Raw genomic sequence first — 26,828 nt, 5'->3', positions numbered from 1 at the left:
CTTCAATATCTTGGCATTAAGTGAAACCAACATGATAATGTTTTAGTGGAATCGTTATTTCCCCATTATAAATCAGAGATGTTGGATCAAAATTTTAAAAAAACTGATCAAGGCGTGGAAGAATATCTATTAATACAGCTACAAACCATTCCAAAAACGACTCAGCCACCAAGCTCCGATTGAATATCGAATCTCGATGACTGTAGTCTTCTTATGAATGTCTACTTGACAGGTAAATCAAATGACTAATCTGAGTTGGGATCTTTTAATGCGCCAGCCCTTGCCTAAGTTCTAATAGAGTCCATTATTTATATCGTATTTCCTATTTTTGTAATTAAGAGGCATTTTTTTCTTTGCTCGTTGATATTAAATCCGATGCTTTCTTTTTCTTTAAGACAAAGAAAGAACCGACAATCAGTATAGTGAGAAGTAGTGTTAAAAAGAATTGTAAACGCAAGGAATCAATAAATGTCATCGAGATAAATATACTAGTGATCGTAATAATCGTGGCATATGTTAAATAAGGAAATAACCACATTCTGATCTTAAGTGCTCCAGGATTTTCTTTTTCGTATTTTCTTCGCATACGTAACTGAGAGAAGGCAATCACTAGATAAACAAGAAGTGCTACACCTCCGGAAGCATTTACTAAAAACAGAAATACTTTATCTGGAGAGAAGTAATTGAAGCCAATACTAATATAAGCAATAACGGTACATCCTAAAATCGCATTCATTGGTATCCCCTTCTTATTTACCTTTAAAAACATCTCGGGGGCATCTCCATTTTTTGCCATTGAAAATAACATGCGTGAGCTCGTATAAATACCAGAATTCAAACAAGAAAGTACTGCCGTCAAAAGCAGGAAGTTCATGATTTGAGCTGCAGCTGGTATATTTAAAAGTTCAAGGACAGAAACAAAAGGACTTTTCATCAAACTGGAAGAGTCCCATGGAAGAATTGTTACGATTATTAAAATTGAACCTAGGTAAAAGGTTAAGATACGATAGATAACGGTATTTGTCGCAACCCTCATGGCTTTTTCAGGATGTGAGGTTTCCCCTGCTGCAGTCGCCACAATTTCACTCCCCATAAAAGAGAACATAACAAGGGCAACTCCTATAAAGACAGAACTTATTCCAGATGGCAGGAATCCACCTCTATGTAGAAGGTTAGAAGTACCAGGTGATTCTATTCCTGGTATGAAACCGAATATAATGGCCCCTCCAAGAATTAAAAAGAGTACAATACTGACAACTTTGATCATAGACAGCCAATACTCAAACTCACCAAATGATTTAACAGAATAGATGTTGGTTAGGGTTAATAAAAAAGTAAGCATAAGGCTGACTGACCAAGAAGGCAAAGAAGGAAACCAATATTGAATAATTGTCGCACCTGCTATTGCTTCAACTGCAATGGCAATTACCCAGAAAAACCAGTATAACCAGCCAATCGTGTACCCGGCCCATGGGCCGATCGCCTCTCGGGCATAAGTGGAAAAAGAGCCACTTGATGGATTTGCTGTTGACATTTCCCCAAGCATCCGCATCACTAAAATTACCAGTAATCCCGCTAGCGCATATGAGAAAATAGAACCTGGCCCAGCAGTATTAATTAACGGGCCACTTCCAACAAATAACCCAGCACCGATGATTCCTCCGAGAGAAATCATGGTAATATGCCGAATTTTCAACTCTTTTTTTAATTCAGGTTGTTGATGATTCATATCCTACATCCTCTCTATAACGTAAAAACCAAAAAAATAAGGGGATTCAAATCTTTCAAAAAAATAACAGAAAGTGATAACCCCTAAAAAAAGAAACAAATCTTTAACAAATCTTCCTCTTTTATTTCTTCTACTTATTAGAATTAAAAATTCAATTTGCATAAAGACTCCAAATAAAAGATGAAAAAATATTAAGAATTATATAATAATACATTTTGTGCATATTTGTCTATTTATTTCCCGACATGGAACATGAACTAAACAGTTGTGTATACTTTAAAGTTATTTATAAAACATAATCATTGGTTAATCAAAAAGCGAGCTCGTTCTGTTGTCATGATTGAAGGCATTCCTTCTGCCATTTACATACTATGTGGTTTAGAAGCTATGCAATTGATTAAAAAAAACGGGTTAATAGGGGGTGAGCTCTTCCCAAGATAATATGAATCCATCCATATACTGTTTAGAAGCTAGTTAATAATCTATTTAAAAAAATGAATATTCAATTGAACAAAAGTGTTTAATTTGAAATTATTTAGACAATTTTGTTAAAAGTGGTATACAAAAGTGTGTAAATGGAATTATAATATGTTCATACCAAGTTTTTGAATATTGTTTGTATTATAAATTTTCCGTTAATAAAGGAGGCAATATTGGATTAGCAAACTTTTCTTCACAAACATCCATTAAAAGTAAAAGAAGAAATTAGAGGCAGCTACTATCATTTGAAAATTATTCATTACTTTTAATAAGATGATTCGCTATTACATCGATTATACAAATCTATTTTTTAAGGGAGAGAATAACATGATTACAACAAACAATACGGAGATTAAAACATATAAACACGAACCATTTACGGATTTTACACTTGAAGAAAATAAAAGTGAATTTAAAAAAGCTTTAGAGGTTGTACAATCAGAGCTAGGAAAAAATTATCCACTTGTCATCGGAGAAGAATTCATTACAACAAATGAACAAATTGAATCGATAAATCCTGCAAATAAGGAAGAAGTAATCGGTCGAGTTTCTAAAGCGAATAAAGAATTAGCTGAGAAAGCAATGCAAGCAGCATTGTCTACATTCAACACATGGAAAAAAGAAAAACCAGAAGAACGTGCTAACATTTTATTTCGTGCTGCGGATATCATTCGTCGTCGCAAACATGAATTTTCAAGCTATCTTGTGAAAGAAGCTGGGAAGCCATGGAAAGAGGCTGATGCAGATACGGCTGAAGCCATTGATTTCCTTGAATTCTATGCCCGTCAAATGATGCAATTAAAAGACGGGGCACCTGTAAAAAGTCGAGAGGGAGAAGCAAACAAGTTCAACTATATTCCACTTGGTGTAGGTGTCATCATTTCTCCATTCAACTTTCCATTAGCTATTATGGCCGGAACGGCAGCTGCAGCGATCGTTGCCGGAAACACGATTCTCCTGAAACCATCAAATAACACACCAGTGATTGCAGCGAAATTCGTTGAAGTTATGAAAGAAGCTGGTCTTCCTCATGGTGTACTTAACTATATTCCAGGAGGCGGCGCGGAAATAGGCGATTATCTTGTTGATCATCCGAAAACTCGCTTTGTTTCCTTCACGGGTTCCCGTGAAGTAGGCTGCCGCATTTATGAACGCGCGGCAAAAGTGCATCCGGGTCAAATTTGGTTAAAGCGTGTGATTGCCGAAATGGGCGGAAAAGATACTGTAGTCGTAGATAAAGATGCGGATTTGGATGTAGCGGCCTCTTCGATTGTTTACTCTGCTTTTGGATTCTCCGGACAAAAGTGTTCGGCTGGCTCACGTGCAGTGGTACATCAGGATGTTTATGACGAAGTCCTTGAAAAAGCAGTGGCATTAACTCAGACTTTAACGATTGGCTGCCCTGAAGATGTAAATACCTATATGGGACCCGTTATCAGCCAGGCTTCTTACGATAAAATCATGAAATATATTGAAATAGGAAAGGAAGAAGGCAAGTTGATGACTGGTGGAGAAGGGGAAGACTCCAAAGGGTACTTTATTGAACCGACCATCTTTGCGGATATCGATGAAAAAGCACGTTTGATGCAGGAAGAAATTTTTGGACCTGTTGTAGCTTTTTGTAAAGCGCGTGATTTCGATCATATGATGGAAATAGCGAACAACACAGACTACGGCTTAACGGGTGCGTTACTTTCTAACACTCCTGATCATATTGAACGGGCAAAAGAAGAATTCCACGTTGGTAATCTATACTTTAATCGCGGTTGTACAGGAGCAATCGTTGGGTATCATCCGTTTGGTGGGTTCAACATGTCTGGAACGGATTCGAAGGCGGGTGGCCCTGATTATTTGATTCTACACATGCAAGCGAAAACAACTAGCGAAACACTTTAATAAGAGCTGGGGCAATTTAAAAAGGTTGCCCCATTTAATATAACGAGGACATGTATTTAGGGGGATATATTCATGCTGGTAGATGTTTCAAAAAATATTTTTCTTCACGCTTCCAACAACAAAGCGTTAAATAAAGCGGCGAAAAAATGGGGCCTTCGATTTGGGGCATCCCAAGTTGTTGCAGGAGATACTATCAAAAGTGCGATTAAGAAAGTTCAAGAATTAAATGAAAAAGGCTTGGTTTGTACACTGGATCATTTAGGGGAGTTTGTTTCAAGTAGAATAGAGGCAATAGAGGCAACGGAATATAACGTAAGAACGTTGGAAGCTATGGGTAGTGCAGGAGTAAATAGTAATTTATCTGTAAAAATGACCCAACTTGGTTTGGACATTGATCGGAATTTTTGTGTTCAAAATATGTGTCTAATTCTTGAGACAGCCAAGAAATACAACAATTTTGTCAGAATCGATATGGAAGATCATGCACATTGCCAAATCACGTTAGATATCCTGCGAGACTTACGCGAAACATATGATAATGTAGGAACAGTGATTCAATCCTATTTATATCGAGCGGAACAGGACGTAAAAGAATTAAAAGGAATTCCCCTTCGTTTAGTTAAAGGAGCTTATCAAGAATCTCCTTCTGTTGCTTATCAAGAGAAAGAAGAAGTAGATAAAAATTATATGAGAATCATTGAAGAGCATTTGCTGAGTGGCAGCTATACGGCGATTGCTTCCCATGATCATCGTATCATTGCCAGTGTTAAAGAGTTTGTTCAAAAACACAATATTCCACGTAACCAATTTGAGTTTCAGATGTTATATGGATTTAGAACAGACATGCAGCTAAGTTTAGCTAAAGAAGGATATACAATGCGTGTGTATATTCCTTTTGGTAACGACTGGTTTGGTTATTTTATGCGTCGCTTGGCAGAAAGACCACAAAATATTGCTTTTGCCCTTAAAGGATTCTTTTCTAAATAATTGATGAGTTTATTAAAACTGGGTGAAGATATCATAGAAAGTTATTTTATTTTAGAGTTCGTAACTGGGAAACTAAACAGATAGGCACAACGACTCTTTCTAATATAGAAAAATATAATCATGAATTCTCTCTCTTTCTCCGATTTAACATGCAAAGGGAAGATTTACGTTGTTAATAAATAAGTTGAATTCATTGATAATGGTGCAGTTTCAACTGGAACAGGAAATCAAAGTAAGCGCACAGTGAAGAAACAATACGACCCCGTCCTCCCTTGACCGGTGAATTCACCAGTATGAAAAGTCTGGTTTCTTCAAAGGGAATGACAACAGTTCATTTGAACAGGAGGAGCTTTTAATGCTATGTAAAGAGCAGATGGTGAATGATATTTTAAAGCAAGCTTCGTATTCTCGGAACACTAGGCTACATACGCCGAGAGTGTTTTAAGGTTAAAAAGCGCAAAATTGTATCATAATATAACCATATACTAAAAGTTTACATAGGTGATGGATATCAGGTCCCATGTTTTAGGAGGACGGGTTTATAGAAGCGAAATATTGCAGAGAATCAAGGGTCATAAGAACGAGTCGTATATTTCCAAATGATGTGAACAATCATAATACATTATTTGGCGGCAGATTAATGAGTGATGTCGATCAAGTAGCATCGATTTCCGCAGCACGTCATAGTCGAAGTGAATGTGTAACTGCTTCAACAGATTCAGTTGACTTTTTACATCCCATTCGTACAACAGATTCAGTGTGTTTTATATCTTATGTGGCATGGACCGGCACATCTTCAATGGAGGTTTTTGTGAAAATTATTGCTGAAGATTTAAAAAGCAGTGTTCGTAGAATTGCAGCGACTGCTCTATTAACATTTGTTGCATTAGATGAGCATAAACGTCCAACACGTGTTCCAAAAGTTATTCCGGAGACAGAAGAAGAAAAAAAATTACATGAAACGGCCTTAGATCGAGCAAGTATGCGGCAACAAAGAAAACAAAAAAGCAAAGATGTGGCTACGTTTTTAAATGTAGATTATCCTTAACTTTCATAACTTACGAGGTAAAAGGCAATCCTTATCAAAATCGTTCAAGTTTGAAAAACCGGACAATAAGCAAAGTGAAGTATTAGATTTACTAAGTTCAACCCAGTCTTTTCTCCGGCTATCGTTCTCTACATAATGATTAGTTTGGCCTACAAAGGGACGAGTTCGTTTTCATCCAGAAGTAACTGCTTTATCCAAGAAAAGGCGGTTTGCGATCCCCCGTATCATGCCCTCTTCTGAATTAGGCTAAGTCGAGGGTATGTGGGAGTGATCAGTCAAATTGACATTCCGCACCAGGGTCTTTACACCCGCAATTTATTGTTGATGGATGAATACAGTGCTAGTGGAATTCCAACAATTGAACAATTGAAGCAACAACCATATTAGGAAAACGGAACGTATTGCTGGTACTAGACTTACTTGCCATTTCTGGTGGATTAACGGCTTCATATTGAATGGATGCAAGGTATCTTCAATAGCACAAAATTATCAAATAGATATGCGTCTAGCTGCTTACATGGCTGGGTGTAAATATGATATATGGAATCTCTAATTTATTTCTTTAGAAAGAGAGGTTTTTAAGGTGAAAAAAGTTATAGAAACTGTCTATAGTCCTTGTTGTGGAAAAGTTGAAAACATATTTGTTAGTCAAGGCTCTTATGTATATGAATGGGAAAAACTAATGGTAGTCCAAACAACGGACAATAAAAAAGTGGAAATTGAGACTAGTGTAAGTGGTCATGTTGTTTCAATTGAAGTAACAAAAAATCAAAATGTAAGTAATGAAACAGTGTTAATTCAGTTACAGGATGATTTATTAATCTCAGGAAGTGATTGAAGTTCCAAAGGGTTTTAGGATTACTAGTATCCTGAATATGAATTTTTCTAAATCAGAGTCTTGTGAAAGCATCTATTGAATATTCGGAATATTTAGTGTATTTAATGGGGTAAAGCTTGACTAAATGAAAGAATTTCTAATTGGTTAAAACGGATAGAAAGTTTATTTAATATATTTGCTGGGTTTATTCATCTTATTCCAGCCTTAAAAGTGCCAGTTAATGAACATATAATTAAAAAGCTCTACGATATGGTAGAGTTTTTAATTATAGAAATCCTTCGTTCTGGTGCAATAACCTATCGCAAGAAATATGGAGCGATTTTTGCAAAAAAGATACTTTTGTATTTATGAATTGTTCTTTTTTATGTCGAAGGAGTTCTATGGATTAAAAATAAATATATAGGCTAGTACCCGTGCTTTAAGGAAAATTGGGCAAAAGTCAATACGGCCCGCAAATACACACATAGACTACTATATTGTAGGGTATGTGTGTATTTTTATTGAATGAAATATAAAAATGAATAAACAGTTCTTTAGAGAATTGTGAAGGATTCACGGCAATCCTCTGTTCAATTCCCAGTGTTGTCAATGGTGATTGTTTGGTGACCCGTTTATGGCACATAACCATAAAGAGGCAGGATTATTGTAAAAAGTAATCATAATTCAAAGACGGATATTTCTGACTTAGAAGAAAGATTGATAAATTGTTCGGAAATTTATAAATACTTTATTATTATTTGCACAGCTATACTAAAATTGCCGTTCGTACATGCAATCTAAGCAAGGTTAAGAAGCGATCAACCGAGTAAATATATCCCAATAATAACCTCGATAGAATATTTAGATGAAACAATTAACCAAAAACATCATCAAGTAAAATACTGTCTTTCTCCAAAACCATGAAAACTTAGTTTGTGGAATATTATTAAATATTTTCCTTTACAGAGGAGATACTACCAAGAGACAAAGGTTAGAAAGGAAGACAGTATGGATCATATACAAATGGCCCGTGCGATGTTCGGGACGAATATGGCTGTACATATCATATTTGCAACGATCGGCGTCGGGTTGCCGATGATGATGTTGGCAGCGGAATTGATGTATCAAAGGACAAAGGATTTACAGTATGTCGTCATGGCTAAACGCTGGACCAAAACATTAGGGGTTTTGCTTGGGGTCGGGATTCCGACTGGTACGATCGCGGGTGTGCAGCTGTCACTATTATGGCCTGGGTTCATGGAAGTGATTGGACGTGTCATGGCGCTTCCATTCCAGATCGAGATTTATGCATTCATGGTTGAAGCGCTGTTCATGTCAATCTACGTGTATGCTGCTGAAAAAATCAAGCCATGGGCCCGTATCGTGAGTTTATTCTTTGTTGCATTCGGTGCAATGGCTTCGGCGGTTTTGATTTCGAATGTCCATGCTTTTGAAGGGACACCGGCTGGGTTCCGGTTTGAAAATGGGGAAATCGTCGATGTCGATCCTTGGGCGGCATTTTTCAACCCAAGTTTCCTGGTGACGGCAGGTCATACGGCCCTGACTGCTTATACTACCGGTGCTTTTGTCGTAGCGGCCGTTGCAGCCTATAAGATGCTGAAAAATAAATATGGCACTGCTGAATTTAATTTTCACCAAAAAGCACTGAGGCTCAGTATTGTCTTGGGCTTGGTTTTTTCGTTTTTGACGGCATTGAACGGTCATGCGACTACACAGCATTTATATAGGGAACAGCCGGAAAAACTGGCGGCTGCAGAAGGGTTGTTTGAAACACAGGACCATGCCGGGCTTACCTTGTTCGGTTATACCGATAGGGAAGCCCAGGAAGTGAAGTATGGGATTGAATTCCCATGGTTATTAAGCTTTCTATCTGGTAATAGCTTCGATACGGTCGTGACCGGTTTGAACGATTTTCCGGAAGAGTATTGGCCGCCCCTTTATGTCCATATCTTATTCAACGCCATGGTCATCATTGGTTCAGGCTTAATCGCGTTGGCACTGTTTGCATTGGTATGGAATAAATGGCTGAAAAAGGAGACATATCCGAAATGGGTTCTTTGGCTGTTTGTTGCGTCAGGCCCGCTTTCGGTGATTTCGATAGAATGCGGTTGGATTTTTGCCTGTACAGGCAGACAGCCGTGGACGATATATAGGATGCTGACCACGGAGGATTCAGTTACTTCGTACGAAAACCTTGGGTTTTTATTTACGATGTTCATTATTGTATATATCATTTTATGCGTTTCTGTCGTGTTTACACTTTTGTATTATTTCAAGCGTCATTCCGTAATGGATGATATATATAAGGCCGAACAGAAAGATGTAAGGCTTTTCGATTCGAATTCATAAAAGGGGGGGAAGGCGAATGAGTGATGCTCTTCTTGCAATAACACTGGTCTGGGGCTTTATTTTTCTTTATGCCATCATGGCCTCTATGGATTTCGGTGCTGGCTTCTGGGCAATGACTTACATTAAAAAGGAAGAGACGAATGCTACCAAGATAGCAAATAGCTATTTATCACCAACTTGGGAAGTGACTAATACTTTTGTGGTTGGTCTTGTCATCGCGATTTACAGTTTATTTCCAGGTGCGGTTTTCCCGATTGGGGTAGCCTTGATCGTTCCCGCGAGCCTGATATTGGTCCTGCTATGTATTAGGAGTGCTTTCTTGGTTTTCTCTCATAGCGTGGACAAATATGAAAAAGCGTTAACGTATATCTCAGGGGTGACGGGATTGATCATACCGGGGCTATTAATCAGCGTATTGCCAATCACCCATCTTGGATTTGTCGAAGGCATGAGAGGAAATGAAGAATTGAATTTATCTAAACTTTTCACGAGTCCGAATGAGTATGCATTTGTGGGGTTCGGAATTATGAGCACGCTTTTTTTATCATCTTTGCTCCTGTCCGATTACTCAAAACAAGCCGATGAAATGAAAGCATACAAAATATATCGCAGGGATGCGATGATAACGGGACCGCTTATGTTGGTCATGGCTCTGTTGGTTATGCTCACGTTAAGAAACGAAGCGAATTGGATTTACCAAGGAATGATGAAAAACTCTGCATTGTTATTCGTCTCGCTCATTTTTTTCATCATTAGCGGGATAGCACTGTACTTACCCTATTTTTCTAAGCAGGATGTTAAAGGGATGCCCCGCCTCGCTGTAATAGCGATTATCATACAGTATTTAATAGGAAGTTATGTTTATGGTATCGCACATTTACCTTATATCATATATCCAAATGTCACGATCCTTTCAGGATTTACCGATCCAACCTCATTCCGGGCAGTGTTTGCCACATATATCGTGGGCTTTGCGATACTAGTGCCGGGGTTCTATTATTTCTGGTCCATCTTCATGAAAGATCAGCGTCGAAAGTTCAAACGGCGACAAATGTCAAATTAATTCATCTTTGAAAAGAGAGGTTATCACAATGAAAAAGTTAGATCTGCTAAAATATGCGGTTTTAGTCATCTCACTATTTTTGAGCTATCAAGCGGTTGAAGCGCATGATAAAAATTTTCAGGTAGCTGGCACATATATATCAACAAAAAGAGATGTAACAGGTGACCAGAAAATAGACATCATCCAGGTTCAAGGTCTGCCTTATGAGGAAGGTAGCAAGTTTCTGAAGAAAATCGAGTTAAGTGTGGAAAGCAATCGCCGTACAATCAACGTCCCGCTTGAAGCTGGGTATAATCCAGATCTAAAGGTTGCCGACTTGAATAATGATGGGGTCCAGGACGTATTGGTCACGGTTTTGATGGAAGGTAGGGAACGGTTGATATCCAGTTACGCCTATACATTCAAGGATGGAAAAGTGAAGGAACTGGAAGTACCGCCATCCGTTCCCGTAATGGCACAATTTCTTGACGGATACAAAGCGGAAATCATTATTGAAGGTCAAAAACCTGTGGTGATGGATGTCAGTTCCAGAAAACAAGCTTATGATGAATTGGGCATTTATCGAAATGGAAAACTAAATGAACCGACAGAGCTTTTGGTTGATCCATACTCTTCACTGGATTTCAAGACCGTTTTTGGAAAAGGAAAAGCACTTATTGGAATCCAAAATGTAAAAGGGTCCGATGAGCGTGATCCGATACTGGCGATTAAATCAGTATGGAAGTATGACAAAGGATGGCAGCTTGTAAAAGCCCAAGTTAAACCGGTCAAGGGTAGTAAATGACATGGTATCGACTCCTTCTTAAATAAACCTAGGTTGACAGCTCTTGGTTTTGAGGGCTGTTTTTTGTTGATAATTAAAAATTGACAATTTTTAAAAATTTGGTAAAATCTAAATGAATCCAGTTAACCACAACACTCTTTATGTTGTTAAATGTAAGCGGATACAAAAAAGGGGGTGCAGTCTTACGGAGTTAAAAGAAAAAATAATTGAAACATCGTTGACGCTCTTCGATCAGCATGGTTTTCATGGTGTCTCAGTCAACGAAATCGTTAAGGCTTGCGGAACTAGCAAGGGTGGTTTTTATCACCATTTCTCTTCCAAAGATGAACTTTTATTTGTCATCCATGATTACTTTATTTCATATGTTTTAACAAAAGCACAGGAAGCCATCTCAGAAAGTACCCATCCAACAGAAAAAATGCAAAAGATCATTCAATCATTTGTTAAAGTTTTTGACCTCTATAAACCACACATCTCAGTTTTCTATCAAGAAAGCATTTACTTAAAACCACCTTATGTTGAAGCAATCAAAAATAAGCGTCAAATGTATAAAGAAATCATATTTTCCGTTATCAAAGAAGGTATTGACAAGGGAGTATTCCGCAGCGAATTGCCAGTGGAAATTACCGGAATGTCCATTCTGGGCATGGTGAACTGGTCCTACAAATGGTACAAAAGGGACGGTGGAAAAACGATTGATGAAATCGGTGATATCTACGTGGATTTAATCCTGAATGCCCTATTGATAGATAAACAAAAAGAAGCGGAAATCACCCAGCCATTTTTACTGAAGAACCAAGTTGTTGTGGATTAAACAATAATCTTGATTTGTACAGACCAACTAGTCGGTCTCAATTGAAAGGGGAATGAACATATGGATTTTTCACTTACAAAAGAACAGCAGATGATTAAGGAAATGGTTAGGGAATTTGCAGAAAAGGAAATTAAGCCCATTGCGATAGAGTTGGATGCAAAGTCCATGTTTGCCGAGGATGTATTCAAAAAAATGGGGAAACTCGGTTTGCTTGGAATTCCGTTCCCTGAAGAATATGGCGGTTCGGGCGGAGATACGATTTCGTATGCCATTGCCGTTGAAGAGGTTGGCAAGGCGTGCGGGGGAACCGGATTAAGTTATGCAGCAGCCGTTTCGCTCGGGGCAAGTCCAATTTACTATTTTGGAACCGAAGAACAGAAGCAAAAATATCTGGTTCCAATCACGACCGGTGAAACCCTGGCAGCTTTCGGGTTGACAGAGCCTAATGCGGGTTCCGATGCTGGCGGTACGAGAACGACTGCCGTGTTGGAAGGTGATGAATATGTGATTAATGGCGAGAAAACATGGATAACAAATGCCAGCTATTCAAGAACGGTTACCGTCACTGCTGTATCGGGCAAAGATCCCAAGGGCAAAAATATCATCTCGGCATTCATCGTGCCAACCAATACCCAAGGGCTAACGATCAATAGCAATTATGAAAAAATGGGAGTTCGGGCTTCCAATACTTGTGAAATCATTCTGGATAATGTCCGGGTACCAAAGGAAAATTTATTGGGAGATCCAGACAAAGGGTTCAAACAATTCTTATTCACGCTTGATGGAGGAAGGATTTCCATTGCGGCTTTGGCAGTCGGTATCGCTCAGGCTGCCTTTGATAGAGCTTTAGCTTTTTCAAAAGAGCGCATTCAATTCGGTAAAACCATATCTAATTTCCAGGCCATTCAATTCAAGCTTGCAGACATGGCGATGGAAATCGAATTGGCGAGGAATATGGTATATAAGGCTGCATGGTTAAAAGACAATAAAAAACCTTTTGCAAAGGAAGCGGCATACGCCAAGCTTTTTGCAAGTGAGACCGCGTTCCGCGCCAGCAATCAAGCGATCCAAATACATGGCGGCTCTGGTTACATGCGCGAATATGAAGTGGAACGCTATTTAAGAGATGCTAAGTTATTGGAGATTGGTGAAGGCACATCCGAAATTCAAAGACTCGTTATCGCCAGGCAATTAGGCTGTTAATCTTTACGGAACGTAAAATGAACTATGATGCTTGGGTTCATTTTGGTGAAAAGCAGATGTTATCTATACAGCAAAAAGCGTTCATTCTTACTTTTATTTGATTAGGAGGAGTTTGATGTCTGATTTGCTAGATGTTACTATCGGGAAACTGCTTGAAAGGACAGCTGAACAATATGGTGATAATGAAGCGGTTGTGTACCATGAACTAGGCCTGCGCCATTCTTATCGCGAATTTGAAAAGATTTGCCGAAAGGCTGCCAGGGGGTTCATGTCACTGGATATTAAAAAAGGGGATCATATCGCCATTTGGGCATCCAATAAACCGGAATGGCTTATATCCCAATTTTCCACCGCGAAAATGGGCGGGGTGCTGGTGACGGTCAATACTAATTACCGCACAAGTGAATTGGAATACCTGCTAAAGCAATCCGATTCGACAACGATCATCCTGATGGAACAATATAAGGATCATTCATATATAGATACGCTGTACGAAATCGTACCTGAATTGAAAAATGCAGAACCAGGAAAATTACAATCTGAGAAACTGCCAAAATTGAAAAATATCATCGTTTTAGGTGAAAAACGTTATCCCGGAACGTTTTCGTGGGATGAAGTCATTAGCGGGAGCGACTCCGTTTCGGAGGAGTCGCTGGACATGAGGATGGAGGAATTGACTCCAGGCGATGTGATTAATATGCAATATACATCAGGGACGACGGGATTTCCAAAAGGAGTGATGCTGACGCATTCCAACTTGGTCAATAACGGATTGAATGTCGCGGAATGCATGAAGCTTACCGAAGCTGACCGGCTATGCATCCCGGTTCCGTTTTTTCATTGTTTCGGCTGTTCACTTGGTACGATGGCATCTGTTTCAGTAGGGGCAACAATGGTGCCGATCGTGGAATTTAATCCACGCCTTGTCCTTCAGACAGTTGAAGCCGAAAAATGTACGGGGCTCCATGGTGTACCGACGATGTTCATTGCTGAACTTAATCTCGATGACTTTGACCAGTATGATTTAAGTTCGTTACGGACTGGTATCATGGCAGGCTCCACATGTCCGATCGAAGTGATGAAAAGCGTGGTGAATAAGATGGGCATCTCGGAAATCACGATTACTTATGGTCAAACGGAATCTTCTCCAGGAATTACGATGACAAGAACGGACGATCCGATTGAGCTTCGTGTTTCTTCAGTGGGAAGGGCATTGCCGAAAGTGGAAGTGAAAATTGTCGATCCGGCTACAGGGGAAGAAGTCCCGCGTGGTATACAGGGTGAACTCTGTTCCAGGGGATACCATGTAATGAAGGGATATTATAATAACCCGGAAGCCACTGAGCAGGCGATTGACCGGGAAGGCTGGCTTCATACGGGAGATTTGGCGGTGATGGATGAAAGGGGTTATTGCAAGATTACAGGCCGGCTGAAAGATATGATCATTCGCGGAGGGGAAAATATTTATCCCCGTGAGATTGAAGAATTCCTCTATCAACATCCTGCAATTGTCGATGTCCAGGTACTCGGCGTTCCAGATCAGAAGTATGGGGAAGAGGTAGCGGCATGGATCATTTTGAAAGCAGGAGAAACCCTTACGGAGAAAGAATTGATAGAGTATTGCAAAGGGAAAATATCTTTTCATAAAATTCCGCGTTACATTCAATTTACCGATGCTTATCCAATGACTGCATCCGGAAAAATCCAAAAGTATAAACTTCGGCAACAAACTCTTGACCTACTATCGGAACGCACTAAATAAGGAGGATATCGAATGATTCGAAAAATTCTTATCGCAAACAGGGGAGAAATAGCATCACGCATTATTCGTACATGCAGGAAGCTGGGAATACTTACTGTCGCTGTCCATTCGGAAGCAGATTCGGATTCGCCATTTGTGGGATTGGCGGATGAGGCATATTTATTGGGTGGGTCGAGAGTACAGGAAAGCTATTTAAACGTCAATAAGATATTGGAAATAGCTAAGGAAACCGGAGCGGAGGCCATTCATCCAGGATATGGCTTTCTTAGTGAAAATGCAGATTTCGCACGTTCGTGTGAAGAAGCCGGCTTGATATTCATTGGTCCCAAACCAGAGATCATCCAGCAAATGGGCAATAAAGTCGAGGCGAGGAAAAAGATGGAGCAAGCCGGACTTCCATTGGTGCCTGGATTTTCACGTCCGTTAATTGATAGTGCAGAAGCGGCAGCCGTTGCCGAAAAGATTGGCTATCCAGTCATGTTAAAAGCAGCAGCAGGCGGAGGGGGAATCGGAATGCAGGCCGTTGCTAATGAAGATGAACTGATCAAAGCCTTCGAAGGGAATCAAAAACGTGCCCAATTGTTTTTTGGCAATGGAGATATGTTCATAGAAAAATTGATCGAGAAGCCTCGTCATATCGAAATTCAGGTATTGGCGGATTCCTTTGGGAATGCTGTTTACTTATGGGAAAGGGAATGCTCCGTTCAAAGACGCCACCAGAAGGTCGTGGAAGAGGCTCCCTCTTCTTTCCTTGACGAAGAAACGAGAAACAAGATGGGGATGGCTGCAGTGAAAGCGGTAAAATCCATCGGTTATAGCAATGCGGGCACCCTCGAATTTTTAGTTGATGCGGATAAAAACTTTTATTTCCTGGAAATGAATACACGCCTTCAGGTAGAGCATCCTGTCACCGAAGAAATTACGGGACTGGACTTAGTCGAACAGCAAATTAAAATAGCATCGGGCAACAAATTGGATTTCACCCAAAGTGAGATTAAACAGGATGGACATTCCATTGAGGTGCGCATTTATGCTGAAGATCCGAAAACCTTTTATCCAGCACCGGGGAGGATCACCACCATGGAACTTCCGGAAGGTGAAGGGATCCGTCATGAATTGGCGGTTCATGGAACTTCGGTCGTATCCCACTTTTATGATCCGATGATCGCCAAATTGGTTGTGAGCGGCGAATCGAGGGATAAAGCGATTGAGAGATTAAGAGAAGCGCTGGCAAGCTATAAAATAGAAGGAATTAAAACAAACCTTCCTTTGCTGATGGAAATAATTTCTCATGAAGCTTTTTCCCAAGGAGATACGACTACGGATTTCATTGCGAAATATATTAAAAAATTGACTGTATAACTTAAAACATAATGATCAGGAGGAAAATGAAATGGCAGAATTAAAGGCTAGCATGGCAGGAAACGTTTGGAAAATCGTAGCGAACGAGGGGCAAAGTGTAACCGACGGACAGGACATCATTATATTGGAATCGATGAAAATGGAAATCCCCATTGCAGCCGAGGAAGCTGGCACCATTAAAGAACTAAAGGTGAATGAGGGGGATTTCGTGAATGAGGGCGACGTTTTGGCCGTCATTGAATAAAGGGACGGAGGGGTAAGATGAATTGGCCTGAAAAAGTGACAATTAAGGAAGTTGGACCCCGTGACGGGCTGCAAAATGAAAAGGTCATGATACCTGCACAAAGCAAAATGGAGTGGATCGATCAGCTCTCTGATACAGGATTAACTTATATAGAAGTGACTTCTTTCGTCCATCCAAAGTGGATTCCCCAATTGAGTGATGCCGCCCTGGTGGCCAAGGGAATAAAGCGCAATCCCGGTATCACTTATGCGGCCCTTGTACCGAATCAAAGGGGACTGGAGTCGGCTCTTGAAGCCAATATCGATGAAATTTCCGTGTTCATGTCATCCAGTGAAACGCATAATCTTAAAAATATCAATAAGTCGATTTCCAACACTTTTCCGATAATGAAGGATGTCATCGGGACAGCAGCAAACAGCGGGAAAACGGTTAGGGGCTATGTTTCAACCGTTTTCGGCTGTCCGTATGAAGGGGAGGTATCGACCGAACAGGTTTTCCGTGTTTGTGATCAACTTTTTGAATATGGAATCGATGAAGTCTCATTGGGTGATACCATCGGGGTCGCGTCTCCAAGACAGGTTGCACTGTTCCTAGAACAGGCTGTAAAAAGATATGATATGAGCCAAATTGCCCTCCATTTTCATGATACAAGGGGAATGGCACTCGCAAATGTTCTTGAATCACTGAATTATGGTGTGGACACTTTCGACTCTTCGCTCGGAGGTTTAGGGGGATGCCCGTATGCACCAGGCGCGAGCGGAAATGTCGCTACGGATGACCTGATTCATATGCTACATAAAATGGGAATTCACACGGGAATCAATCCCGAAAAACTGATGAAGGCTGCGGCCATGGTGCAAAGCTTTTTGGAAAAACCATTGCCTAGCCATCAGATGGCTGTGTATAACGCACAATAAGAGGAATCGAGGTGAATGTATGACTTCATTAGTTGAAATAAGTCATGAAGAAAAGGGAATTGCCATCGTAACTTTGAATCGGCCGGATGCTGCTAATGCTTTATCTACAGAATTGCTTCATTGCTTAGTCGAAGGGCTGGATGAATTGAAGAGAGATTCCAATTTACGAACAGTCATTATTACGGGAGCAGGTGAAAAGGCGTTTTGTGCAGGTGCGGATCTTAAGGAACGAGCAGGTATGAATGATGATAAAGTCAAGGAGACAGTCAAGTTGATCGGAGACACGATTACGGCTGTAGAAAACCTTCCAGTACCAGTCATCGCTGCAATTAACGGTTCGGCTTTTGGCGGTGGGCTGGAGTTGGCACTCGCTTGTGACATACGCATCGCATCGGAAACGGCAAAGGTGGGGCTGCCAGAAACGTCATTGGGCATCATCCCTGGTGCCGGCGGTACACAGCGACTGCCGCGGATAGTCGGAATGCCGACAGCGAAAGAACTGATTTATACGGCAAGGAGATTGGATGCAAAAACGGCATATGCCTTGAAAATCATCAGTCATGTATATTCACCCCAACATTTACTTGAGGGAGCGAAAAAATTGGCTAAGGAAATTGCGGTCAATGCCCCATTAGCACTCAGGGCTGCAAAAGCAGCGATCAATCAAGGGGCTGAGACTGACTTGAAAACAGGATTGCAAATTGAAAAAGACTGCTATCAGACAACTTTAAAAACCCTTGACCGACTGGAGGGTCTGTCAGCATTCAAGGAAAAACGCAAACCGGTATATAGAGGCCAATGATTTCAATTGAAGGAGGAACAGGGATGGTAACGACGGATAAACTAACCGAAACGGTTGAAACGATTAAAAAAGGCGGTTTAGAAAAGTATCATCAAAAAAACGCTGAAAAAGGAAAGCTTTTCGTGCGTGAACGTCTAGAGCTGCTTTTCGATGAAGGAGTTGAAATAGAGGACGCTTTCTTTGCTAATTGTGCCAGCGATGGTCTGCCTGCTGATGGTGTGGTTACAGGCATCGGGAAAATCAATGGTCAGAGGGTCTGTGTCATGGCCAATGATTCGACTGTAAAAGCTGGTTCCTGGGGAGCAAGGACCGTCGAGAAAATCATACGCATTCAGGAAACAGCTGAAAAATTACAGCTGCCTCTTCTTTATTTAGTCGATTCTGCCGGGGCACGAATTACGGATCAAGTAGAAATGTTCCCAGGACGCCGCGGAGCGGGACGCATCTTTTACAATCAAGTGAAATTATCAGGAAAAGTCCCGCAGATTTGTCTATTATTCGGCCCGTCTGCCGCCGGAGGAGCATATATCCCAGCTTTTTGTGATATTGTCGTAATGGTTGATGGCAATGCATCCATGTATTTAGGTTCACCGAGAATGGCAGAAATGGTCATTGGTGAAAAGGTGAGCGAAGAGGAAATGGGCGGGGCGAAAATGCATTGTTCCGTTTCAGGATGCGGTGATGTGCTTGTCAAGTCGGAAGAAGAATCGATCGCGTTTGCACGCAGGTACTTAAGCTATTTTCCAGGAAATTATCAAGAAAGGCCTAAAAGCGTAAAACCTGAGCTGCCTGCGGATTTCGAAAAATCTTTGGAAGAACTGATTCCTAAAAATCAGAATGCAGCCTTCAATATGTATGACCTGATCGATAGGGTTATAGACAGGCAATCATTTTGTGAAATCAAGAAGCTATTTGCCCCAGAATTAATCACTGGGCTTGCAAGGCTAAATGGACAAACGATAGGGATCATAGCCAATCAGCCGCGTGTCAAGGGCGGCGTCCTGTTCCATGATTCAGCTGATAAGGCTGCCAAGTTCATCAACTTATGTGATGCTTTCCATATACCGCTGTTGTTCCTGGTGGATATTCCAGGATTCATGATTGGGACGAAGGTCGAACGGGCAGGAATCATTCGCCATGGTGCGAAAATGATTTCGGCCATGAGTGAAGCCACGGTTCCCAAGATTTCTGTCATCGTCCGGAAAGCTTATGGTGCCGGGCTATACGCAATGGCCGGTCCCGCTTTTGAGCCGGACTGCGTTATTGCCTTACCGACGGCATTGATAGCGGTCATGGGGGCTGAAGCTGCGGTAAATGCCGTCTATGCCAATAAAATCAATGCGATGCAACCAGAAGAGCGCCCTAAATTCATCGAACAGAAGCGCAATGAGTATAATGAAGATATCGATATCTACCGGTTAGCCTCTGAAATGATTGTTGATGGCATCATCCAGCCGAATGACCTGCGGGATGAATTGTGCGTTCGCTTTGAAGCATATAGCAGTAAGCAAATGACATTTACCGATCGTAAACATGGGGTCTATCCCGTATAAAGTGTTCAATGAAAAAGCCCGGTCAACATGACCGGGCTTTTTTCATGTAAAGCAATAATGATTATTTAAATAATTAGAAAATTTTTCTGATTTAGAGTTGCTAAATCACACAAGGAAGAGTACTATAATTAGTAATTAATGATTTACTAATTACTTAATTCCATACTTAGTGAAAGAAAGTGAGAGTTGCCATGGCTCAGCAGGAAAAAAAGAAATATATTACTCCAGATGGATACACAGCAGATATTGCGATCTTTACTATCACTACAAAGAAAACGGCAGAGAAAGCCCCGCCTGAAATGTTTTTGAAGCTATTATTAATCAAACGTGCCTCAAAAGATAAGGAAGGAAGCACCAATGTTGAAGGAGATAAATGGGCTTTACCCGGAGGCTTTGTCAATGCTGGCGAGACTGCCTATGAGGCAGCTAAACGAGAATTGAAAGAAGAAACGGGTGTAGCAGGATTCCATGTCAAGCATTTCGGGGTTTATGACCGGCCAGGGCGCGATCCCAGGGGATGGATCATATCCAATGCTTTTTATGCAATCGTCCAGGAAGAGTTTCTTCATCAAAGAAAAGCGAATGACGATGCAGCTGAGGTTGAATTGTTCACGATTCAGGAAGCCTTACAATTAGATCTTGCATTCGATCATTATACAATTATTAACGATGCGATGAATTTAATGAAAAAAGAAATGGTGCAAACGACGATAGCCCAAAAATTCCTGCCGGATGAATTTACACTTTCTGAACTGCAACGGGTTTTGCTGACAGCCAGAGATGATGCAAAAATCAGCGCAGATTCACTTTTTTATGCAAAAGCCCCGAAACTTCCGTTTTTGGAGAAAGTATTGGATGAAAAGGGAATGCAGAAGAAAACGAAACGTAATTCATATCGGCCTTCACAGCTTTACCGGTTTAATGCAGAAGTTGTCATGGACTCTATTTACTATTAAGGGGGAATTGGTGAAATGGGAAAAAAGGCATTGATCAATATAGATTATACGTATGACTTCGTGGCAGACGGGGGTTCATTGACCTGCGGGAAGCCAGGTCAGGATATCGAGAAGGAACTTGTCAGTATAACCAAGGATTTTATCAAACAAGGCGAATACACGGTATTCGCGATTGATTTACATGAAGAAGGAGACCGCTTACATCCCGAAACGAATTTGTTTCCACCGCATAATATTAGCGGTACAATGGGTAGAGACCTATACGGGGCGTTAAAAGAGGAATATGAAACAAATAAAAATCAAAAGAATGTTCATTATATAGATAAAACACGTTATTCGGCCTTTGCAGGAACGGACCTTAATATCCGCCTGCGGGAACGTCACATCACCGATGTATATTTAGTGGGGGTTTGTACAGATATCTGTATTTTGCATACGGCAATCGACGCCTATAATCTAGGCTATAAAATCTTTGTATATGAAAATGCTGTGGCCTCGTTCAATGATGCCGGTCATCATTGGGCGCTTGGACATTTTAAAGGATCTCTTGGAGCCACCATTCTATAATAACGATTCACGCAACAGAATAGAAGGGAAGCGGATGCTTCTCTTTTGGGAGGAACTATCCATGGAAAAAAAATACAACGACGACAGTTACGCATTACACACTGACCTTTACCAAATCAATATGGCCCAAACTTATTGGCAGGACAAAACACATAACCGCAAGGCAGTTTTCGAGATATTTTTCAGAAAGCTTCCATTTAATAGCGGATATGCAATTTTCGCAGGACTTGAAAAAATTGTCCATTACCTTCAAAACTTTTCCTTCTCGGAAAGTGATATCGACTATTTGAAAAATGACCTGCACTATGATGAAGAATTTTTGAATTATTTGAAGAACATTCGTTTTACGGGAGCGATCCGCTGCATGAAAGAGGGGGAGCTCGTCTTCGGCAATGAACCGATATTACGGGTGGAAGCACCGCTTGGTGAGGCTCAACTCATAGAAACTGCGTTGCTTAACATTGTGAACTATCACACACTCGTGGCAACAAAAGCATCACGCATCAAACAGGTCATCGGTGAAGAATCTGCCCTTGAATTCGGTTCAAGGCGGGCGCAAGAAATGGATGCCGCAATTTGGGGAGCAAGAGCAGCCTATATTGCTGGCTTTGATTCCACTAGTAATGTACGTGCTGGAAAGCTGTTCGGCATTCCGGTTTCAGGGACGCATGCACATTCCATGATCCAAGCTTATAAAGATGAATATACGGCTTTTCATAAATACGCTGTTTCCCATAAAGACTGTGTATTCTTGGTTGATACTTATGATACATTGCGTTCTGGCATCCCGAATGCAATCCGTGTTGCCAAGGAACTGGGTGATAAAATCAATTTCATTGGCGTCCGTCTTGACAGCGGTGATTTAGCTTACTTATCAAAAGAAGCACGACGTATGCTTGATGCTGCAGGGTTCCATGATGCGAAGATTGTCGCTTCCAATGACCTTGATGAATATACGATCATCAATCTGAAACAACAAGGAGCAAGGATTGACATTTGGGGCATCGGAACCAAATTGATTACGGCTTATGACCAGCCAGCTCTCGGTGCTGTTTATAAAATGGTTTCAATAGAGGGCGAAGATGGGAATATGAGAGATACCATCAAAATTTCTTCTAACCCTGAAAAGGTTACGACACCTGGCTTAAAACGGGTATATCGAATCATCAATAAAGTGAACCATCATGCTGAAGGTGATTATTTGGCTATGGAATATGAGAAGCCGCAGGAACAGGAAAAATTAAAAATGTTTCATCCTGTCCATACCTTCCTAAGTAAATTCGTCACGGATTTTGATGCGGTTGATCTGCATGTGGATATTTTCAAGGATGGAAGTTTGATTTATGAATTGCCGACCATAGATGAAATCAAGGTCTTCACGCAAAAAAATCTCCAAGTATTATGGCCGGAGTACCTTCGTGCACTTAATCCTGAAGAATATCCGGTAGATCTAAGCCAGGATTGTTGGGATAATAAAATGAGGAATATAGATGAAGTTAAAGCCAATGTAGAAAGAATGCTAACGAAATGACCAATCTATTTTATTAGAAAGCGGGGAAATGCCAATGCGTCCATTACAAAAAGAAATCGTAAAAAAATTACTTGTCCAACCAACGATCGATCCTGAAGCTGAATTCAGGAAAAGCGTTGATCTATTAAAAGGGTATATGAAGAAAAATACGTTTCTGAAAAGCTTTGTACTTGGAATTTCCGGAGGTCAAGATTCAACACTGGCGGGTTATATTGCCCAAACCGCTGTCAATGAATTGAATGAAGAAACGAGTGGCAGCGACTATAAGTTTGTTGCCGTAAGCTTGCCATATGGAGTTCAGGCTGATGAGGATGACAGGCAGCTGGCTTTAAAATTCATCAAGCCAAGCCAAACGGTTACAGTCAACATCAAGGAAGCGGTGGATGCTTCAGTCAAAGCTGTGGAAGAAGCAGTTTCTGAAAAGCTATCGAATTTCCTAAGGGGAAATGTCAAAGCACGTGAACGAATGAAGGTACAATATGATTTAGCAGGACTGTATAAAGGCGTTGTGCTTGGAACTGACCATGCAGCTGAAGCGATCACAGGTTTCTTTACGAAACATGGTGACGGTGCAGCGGATATCATCCCTTTATATCGCTTAAATAAAAGGCAAGGAAAAGAAATCCTGAAATTCGTTGGTGCTCCTGAGCGTCTTTATACAAAAATACCAACGGCCGATTTAGAAGATGATAAACCGTTACTTCCTGATGAAGTGGCTTTAGGCGTTAGCTATGATGAAATCGATGATTACCTTGAAGGCAAGGAAATCAGAACGGAAGCTGCCGAAATCATCGAAGGATGGTATACTAAAACCGAACATAAACGCAATGAAGCCATTAATGTTTATGATACTTGGTGGAAATAAAAGAACGAGTGAAAAACCCGCATCACATAAGATGCGGGTTATTTTGCAAGACAATAACGAGCACCTTGGCCAACACATCAGTAATGAAAATTTTACCGGCAAAGGGGAAAACGAAATGTCGACTCTACATATGGATATATCCAGGAATATTGAAGAAACGAGCAAGGACATTGAATTCTCGGGTGTAATCGGTGTGAAAGTGGAAGATGACCTGATCCATAGCTCAGCACATGGCTATTCCAATCGAGCGGATGAAATCATGAATACGACCGAAACAAGGTTCGCAATTGCTTCCGGTTGTAAACTGTTTACCGCGATAGCCATTTGCCAGTTAATACAAAAAGGGAAACTTAAATTCGATTCTAAGCTTAATGACTGTCTTTCGATCGTGTTTCCTGATTTCTCTCAAAATGTAACCATTCATCACCTATTAACACATACTTCGGGCATCCCTGATTACTTTGATGAAGAAGTGATGGATGATTTTGAAGAGCTATGGCAGAAAAATCCGATGTACCATGTAAAAAGATTAAAAGATTTCCTGCCAATGTTTCAAAATAAGGTTATGATGTTTCAACCCGGGGAAAGATTTCATTACAATAATGCAGGCTATATTCTATTAGGGTTGATCGTTGAGGAACTAACCGGACTTGAATTTACTGAATATATCGACAAGAACATCTTTCTGCCTTGTGAAATGAAAAATTCAGGATATTTTTCCATGAATCAGCTACCTAAAAATACTGCATTAGGGTACATAGATGAAGAAAATGGTGCATGGAGAACGAATGTTTATTCCCTTCCGATCAAAGGCGGTGCGGATGGAGGGGCGTATATTACCACATCAGATATGTTCAGGTTTTGGGATGGGTTATTTTCCAATCAGTTACTGAATCAAGAATATACCAATCTCTTATTGGAAACCCATATTGCAACAAAAGTTGAAGGGGAATACTATGGCTATGGTATATGGATCCGTAAAAAAAATGACGCGATTTTCAAATACCATCTTATGGGGTATGACCCGGGTGTAAGTTTCAATTCTGCGGTATATCCGGCAAAGCGATTGAGAACCGTCATTACTTCTAATAAAGGCATGGGTCCATACCATATTACTAGAGCGATCGAGAAAGAATTATAAAAATAAATGGAACCTTTCCACTAATGGAGGGTTCCATTGTTTATAGTCAATCTGAATTCATTCAAGGTATTTTTTAAGAAAGGGACGAATTCGCATTCAATTGCTAAATTGGTTCCAGAACTTCTGGAGTTTCAAGGGAAGAACCCCTTCTGTACCCTTATTCAAGAACGAATCTTTAATGATGATGCGGCACACCAATTTTTCATTTATTGTCGGAATCTTTAAGGAGGTAGCTTTCTTTAGGTTTCAAGGCTTTTACAAACAAAGAATTTGTATATTTAAATATCTTGAAGTAGAGTATATTTAATATACTTTATTTTATCCGGTATTTTCCGATGGAGGTTCTTTTTACATTATGAAGGCAAGATATGAACTAGCGAACATGAACTTAACAGTAAGCAATGTGACTTTACGTAATGCTGCGGATAGCTATGTCCTCTTGAAAGCTGCAGATGATCAAAATAATGAAATCACGATCAAGCTTTCCCACGAACAAGCGGAATTTCTCGAAACGGAATTAAGGGAAGTAAATCGCCGTCGCAGGGAAAATAGTCCTGATATAACAGGAAATGACCAGGAACGTATTAATGACGACGATTCTTTTAATCTGTTCAGCATTGATTTATTCAATGAAAATGAATCGAAGTAATTCCCCGAATCAAATTTGCTTCTCTGTAACTTTCCTTTCCATTTAAGATGATGCTGCAGAGAATTTATCATTCCCACCAATACAAAAATCCGAATTTCCAGTTATTGAAAGGCATTAGGAATGTTTTAAAGCATGGTGACCTATCGTTACCATTATTTTGATTGCTTGAATAAATTCTTCACCAATAGGAATATGGATGATAGTACAGCAAAAACCATGAAAAATACGATGAACCCCCATAGGCCTATCGCCGCATCTTGAAACTCCATATTTCCTCTGCTGGTAAGGGCTTGCTGTATCTCAATCGCAAATACTAAAACAACCATGACTGTAAAGGTATAAAGGAAAGAGAGGATCGTTATCCCAAAACGCATGCGGGCAATTAAATTAGATAAAAATAACACGAATAAAAATATGATGATACCGATGATTCCCATTATCCAAAAATGCAAATCTTTGTCCGTTGCATTTGAATTTAATGTGTCACTTACAAAGAATAAGATGAAATCGTGAAGATTATTGACGATTTCAGCTAATATCTGGATGATTTCTTTCATTTCTCACACCTCCAATCCTTAGATTATAGCAGGTTATAAATCTATATAGAAGAGGGAAGGTCCCCGAGGCTGCCAGATTGAACTTAGGTAAAAGTAATGGGAAATCATAAAAATACTTGGAAACGAAAAAAAAAACATAAATGAATGAAGAAATCAGTTCATGTAATGTCAGCTCAATAAGGGTAGATTGAACAAAATACATAGAAAAATAAAGTAATTCATGGAAAGCAGGAGTGCCTATTTCCAATGTTTTAACACCTTAGCGATCTAAGCCATGATTGTTTTAATCGGTTCCTTTATTATAATGCCAGTAAAAAATATCTTTACTTAATGATTTCATGGTTGGAGGGAAAAAGAATGAATGATATACATAATCATGTGTTAACAGTAATTGATTTTATGAAAACCGGACACAAAACTTGCTTTGTGAAGGTCATCGGTTTTGATGCTGAATCCGGACAGGATTTTGAAGGTGAAGTTAAATTTGTTAGTGATTTGCCTTTTGGTGATTTGATACATCCCGAGCGGTCACATTTATCTTCCTCTTGCAGGGAATTTGTTCGAAATGACTTGCTGCGCAGATACAGTCAAGGGCAATTTGAATGAAGTGTTGGAAATTTTTATAGAGAATCTAATTAGATGACATTCTGTTAACTTGTTTAAAATTGGTAAAATGCCGGGTATAAAGAATATGGTATGTAGGAACTTTTTTATGCCAAACTTCTCTTTCA

At 40.2% G+C, this 26,828-nt stretch carries 24 protein-coding genes; 22 read left to right on the top strand and 2 right to left on the bottom strand.

All coding sequences use genetic code 11. The annotated features are described in order from the left end of the window. Positions 1-334: 334 nt before the first annotated feature. Positions 335-1,729, bottom strand: a complete 1,395-nt coding sequence (locus tag ACIQ0C_RS14175; RefSeq protein WP_402841542.1) for an amino acid permease — start codon at positions 1,727-1,729, stop codon at positions 335-337. Between the two features lie 807 nt (positions 1,730-2,536). On the opposite strand from ACIQ0C_RS14175, the gene pruA reads away from it, so the two are divergent. The 21 genes from pruA (at position 2,537) to ACIQ0C_RS14070 (ending at position 25,540) form a co-directional block, all read left to right on the top strand. Then, positions 2,537-4,105, top strand: a complete 1,569-nt coding sequence (gene pruA, locus ACIQ0C_RS14170) for an L-glutamate gamma-semialdehyde dehydrogenase (RefSeq protein WP_403060921.1) — start codon at positions 2,537-2,539, stop codon at positions 4,103-4,105. A 72-nt stretch (positions 4,106-4,177) separates the two neighbouring features. After that, positions 4,178-5,092, top strand: a complete 915-nt coding sequence (locus tag ACIQ0C_RS14165; protein ID WP_403060918.1) for a proline dehydrogenase family protein — start codon at positions 4,178-4,180, stop codon at positions 5,090-5,092. 541 nt (positions 5,093-5,633) lie between these two features. Then, positions 5,634-6,140, top strand: a complete 507-nt coding sequence (locus ACIQ0C_RS14160) for an acyl-CoA thioesterase (RefSeq protein ID WP_053534899.1) — start codon at positions 5,634-5,636, stop codon at positions 6,138-6,140. Positions 6,141-6,723: 583 nt separating this feature from the next. Then, a complete protein-coding gene (locus ACIQ0C_RS14155) occupies positions 6,724-6,978 on the top strand; it encodes a biotin/lipoyl-containing protein (RefSeq protein WP_403060915.1) in 255 nt (84 codons plus the stop codon). 987 nt (positions 6,979-7,965) lie between these two features. Further along, complete coding sequence (locus ACIQ0C_RS14150; protein ID WP_403060912.1) at positions 7,966-9,327, top strand: cytochrome ubiquinol oxidase subunit I; 1,362 nt, start codon at positions 7,966-7,968, stop codon at positions 9,325-9,327. A gap of 16 nt (positions 9,328-9,343) precedes the next feature. Next, on the top strand, positions 9,344-10,390 hold the full coding sequence (locus ACIQ0C_RS14145; RefSeq protein ID WP_403060909.1) for a cytochrome d ubiquinol oxidase subunit II: 1,047 nt from the start codon (positions 9,344-9,346) through the stop codon (positions 10,388-10,390). Between the two features lie 28 nt (positions 10,391-10,418). Continuing rightward, entirely contained in the window at positions 10,419-11,174 is a 756-nt protein-coding gene (locus ACIQ0C_RS14140) for a hypothetical protein (RefSeq protein WP_402841558.1), read from the top strand. Between the two features lie 112 nt (positions 11,175-11,286). Continuing rightward, on the top strand, positions 11,287-11,988 hold the full coding sequence (locus tag ACIQ0C_RS14135) for a TetR/AcrR family transcriptional regulator (RefSeq protein WP_403060906.1): 702 nt from the start codon (positions 11,287-11,289) through the stop codon (positions 11,986-11,988). A 60-nt stretch (positions 11,989-12,048) separates the two neighbouring features. Further along, the gene (locus ACIQ0C_RS14130; RefSeq protein ID WP_402841564.1) at positions 12,049-13,191 is read left to right on the top strand and encodes an acyl-CoA dehydrogenase; all 1,143 of its coding nucleotides are present in this window, start codon (positions 12,049-12,051) and stop codon (positions 13,189-13,191) included. A gap of 124 nt (positions 13,192-13,315) precedes the next feature. Further along, positions 13,316-14,953, top strand: a complete 1,638-nt coding sequence (locus tag ACIQ0C_RS14125) for an AMP-binding protein (RefSeq protein WP_402841639.1) — start codon at positions 13,316-13,318, stop codon at positions 14,951-14,953. Between the two features lie 12 nt (positions 14,954-14,965). Continuing rightward, complete coding sequence (locus tag ACIQ0C_RS14120) at positions 14,966-16,315, top strand: acetyl-CoA carboxylase biotin carboxylase subunit (protein WP_403060903.1); 1,350 nt, start codon at positions 14,966-14,968, stop codon at positions 16,313-16,315. 31 nt (positions 16,316-16,346) lie between these two features. Continuing rightward, the gene (locus tag ACIQ0C_RS14115; RefSeq protein ID WP_402841570.1) at positions 16,347-16,559 is read left to right on the top strand and encodes an acetyl-CoA carboxylase biotin carboxyl carrier protein subunit; all 213 of its coding nucleotides are present in this window, start codon (positions 16,347-16,349) and stop codon (positions 16,557-16,559) included. A 17-nt stretch (positions 16,560-16,576) separates the two neighbouring features. Continuing rightward, positions 16,577-17,476, top strand: coding sequence for a hydroxymethylglutaryl-CoA lyase (locus tag ACIQ0C_RS14110; protein ID WP_403060900.1), 900 nt, complete (start codon positions 16,577-16,579; stop codon positions 17,474-17,476). A 19-nt stretch (positions 17,477-17,495) separates the two neighbouring features. Beyond that, entirely contained in the window at positions 17,496-18,278 is a 783-nt protein-coding gene (locus ACIQ0C_RS14105) for an enoyl-CoA hydratase (protein WP_403060897.1), read from the top strand. 23 nt (positions 18,279-18,301) lie between these two features. Next, entirely contained in the window at positions 18,302-19,831 is a 1,530-nt protein-coding gene (locus ACIQ0C_RS14100; protein WP_403060894.1) for an acyl-CoA carboxylase subunit beta, read from the top strand. Positions 19,832-20,022: 191 nt separating this feature from the next. Continuing rightward, entirely contained in the window at positions 20,023-20,787 is a 765-nt protein-coding gene (locus ACIQ0C_RS14095) for an NUDIX domain-containing protein (protein WP_403060891.1), read from the top strand. Between the two features lie 15 nt (positions 20,788-20,802). Beyond that, the gene (locus ACIQ0C_RS14090; RefSeq protein ID WP_403060888.1) at positions 20,803-21,354 is read left to right on the top strand and encodes a cysteine hydrolase family protein; all 552 of its coding nucleotides are present in this window, start codon (positions 20,803-20,805) and stop codon (positions 21,352-21,354) included. 61 nt (positions 21,355-21,415) lie between these two features. After that, positions 21,416-22,885: a nicotinate phosphoribosyltransferase gene (locus tag ACIQ0C_RS14085; RefSeq protein WP_402841587.1), complete on the top strand. Its 1,470-nt coding sequence runs from the start codon at positions 21,416-21,418 to the stop codon at positions 22,883-22,885. A gap of 34 nt (positions 22,886-22,919) precedes the next feature. Further along, on the top strand, positions 22,920-23,750 hold the full coding sequence (nadE, locus tag ACIQ0C_RS14080) for an ammonia-dependent NAD(+) synthetase (protein WP_403060884.1): 831 nt from the start codon (positions 22,920-22,922) through the stop codon (positions 23,748-23,750). A gap of 115 nt (positions 23,751-23,865) precedes the next feature. Next, entirely contained in the window at positions 23,866-24,891 is a 1,026-nt protein-coding gene (locus tag ACIQ0C_RS14075; RefSeq protein ID WP_403060881.1) for a serine hydrolase domain-containing protein, read from the top strand. A 355-nt stretch (positions 24,892-25,246) separates the two neighbouring features. After that, positions 25,247-25,540 carry a hypothetical protein gene (locus ACIQ0C_RS14070; protein WP_402841595.1) on the top strand — a complete coding sequence of 98 codons (294 nt, stop codon included), beginning with the start codon at positions 25,247-25,249 and terminating at the stop codon, positions 25,538-25,540. A gap of 152 nt (positions 25,541-25,692) precedes the next feature. Here ACIQ0C_RS14070 and ACIQ0C_RS14065 read toward each other — a convergent pair whose 3' ends face one another. Further along, a complete protein-coding gene (locus tag ACIQ0C_RS14065; protein ID WP_101221979.1) occupies positions 25,693-26,097 on the bottom strand; it encodes a hypothetical protein in 405 nt (134 codons plus the stop codon). Positions 26,098-26,454: 357 nt separating this feature from the next. On the opposite strand from ACIQ0C_RS14065, the gene ACIQ0C_RS14060 reads away from it, so the two are divergent. Further along, positions 26,455-26,703: a hypothetical protein gene (locus ACIQ0C_RS14060; RefSeq protein WP_403060878.1), complete on the top strand. Its 249-nt coding sequence runs from the start codon at positions 26,455-26,457 to the stop codon at positions 26,701-26,703. Positions 26,704-26,828: the final 125 nt, after the last annotated feature.

Origin of the sequence: Peribacillus sp. NPDC096448 (assembly GCF_044762675.1) — a bacterium.
Taxonomy (GTDB): Bacteria; Bacillota; Bacilli; order Bacillales; family DSM-1321; genus Peribacillus; species Peribacillus frigoritolerans_B.
Note: the sequence above shows the minus strand (reverse complement) of the source record. Positions and strands in the feature narration are given on the sequence as shown.

Bases quoted from the DNA above. Each gene is read 5' to 3' on its own strand.
- ACIQ0C_RS14070 (WP_402841595.1), top strand. From the start codon at position 25,247: ATGAAGGCAAGATATGAACTAGCGAACATGAACTTAACAGTAAGCAAT.
- ACIQ0C_RS14115 (WP_402841570.1), top strand. From the start codon at position 16,347: ATGGCAGAATTAAAGGCTAGCATGGCAGGAAACGTTTGGAAAATCGTA.
- ACIQ0C_RS14060 (WP_403060878.1), top strand. From the start codon at position 26,455: ATGAATGATATACATAATCATGTGTTAACAGTAATTGATTTTATGAAA.
- ACIQ0C_RS14135 (WP_403060906.1), top strand. From the start codon at position 11,287: ATGAATCCAGTTAACCACAACACTCTTTATGTTGTTAAATGTAAGCGG.
- ACIQ0C_RS14120 (WP_403060903.1), top strand. From the start codon at position 14,966: ATGATTCGAAAAATTCTTATCGCAAACAGGGGAGAAATAGCATCACGC.
- ACIQ0C_RS14175 (WP_402841542.1), bottom strand. From the start codon at position 1,729: ATGAATCATCAACAACCTGAATTAAAAAAAGAGTTGAAAATTCGGCAT.
- nadE (WP_403060884.1), top strand. From the start codon at position 22,920: ATGCGTCCATTACAAAAAGAAATCGTAAAAAAATTACTTGTCCAACCA.
- pruA (WP_403060921.1), top strand. From the start codon at position 2,537: ATGATTACAACAAACAATACGGAGATTAAAACATATAAACACGAACCA.
- ACIQ0C_RS14110 (WP_403060900.1), top strand. From the start codon at position 16,577: ATGAATTGGCCTGAAAAAGTGACAATTAAGGAAGTTGGACCCCGTGAC.
- ACIQ0C_RS14105 (WP_403060897.1), top strand. From the start codon at position 17,496: ATGACTTCATTAGTTGAAATAAGTCATGAAGAAAAGGGAATTGCCATC.
- ACIQ0C_RS14140 (WP_402841558.1), top strand. From the start codon at position 10,419: ATGAAAAAGTTAGATCTGCTAAAATATGCGGTTTTAGTCATCTCACTA.
- ACIQ0C_RS14100 (WP_403060894.1), top strand. From the start codon at position 18,302: ATGGTAACGACGGATAAACTAACCGAAACGGTTGAAACGATTAAAAAA.
- ACIQ0C_RS14085 (WP_402841587.1), top strand. From the start codon at position 21,416: ATGGAAAAAAAATACAACGACGACAGTTACGCATTACACACTGACCTT.
- ACIQ0C_RS14065 (WP_101221979.1), bottom strand. From the start codon at position 26,097: ATGAAAGAAATCATCCAGATATTAGCTGAAATCGTCAATAATCTTCAC.
- ACIQ0C_RS14130 (WP_402841564.1), top strand. From the start codon at position 12,049: ATGGATTTTTCACTTACAAAAGAACAGCAGATGATTAAGGAAATGGTT.
- ACIQ0C_RS14090 (WP_403060888.1), top strand. From the start codon at position 20,803: ATGGGAAAAAAGGCATTGATCAATATAGATTATACGTATGACTTCGTG.
- ACIQ0C_RS14075 (WP_403060881.1), top strand. From the start codon at position 23,866: ATGTCGACTCTACATATGGATATATCCAGGAATATTGAAGAAACGAGC.
- ACIQ0C_RS14165 (WP_403060918.1), top strand. From the start codon at position 4,178: ATGCTGGTAGATGTTTCAAAAAATATTTTTCTTCACGCTTCCAACAAC.
- ACIQ0C_RS14150 (WP_403060912.1), top strand. From the start codon at position 7,966: ATGGATCATATACAAATGGCCCGTGCGATGTTCGGGACGAATATGGCT.
- ACIQ0C_RS14095 (WP_403060891.1), top strand. From the start codon at position 20,023: ATGGCTCAGCAGGAAAAAAAGAAATATATTACTCCAGATGGATACACA.
- ACIQ0C_RS14145 (WP_403060909.1), top strand. From the start codon at position 9,344: ATGAGTGATGCTCTTCTTGCAATAACACTGGTCTGGGGCTTTATTTTT.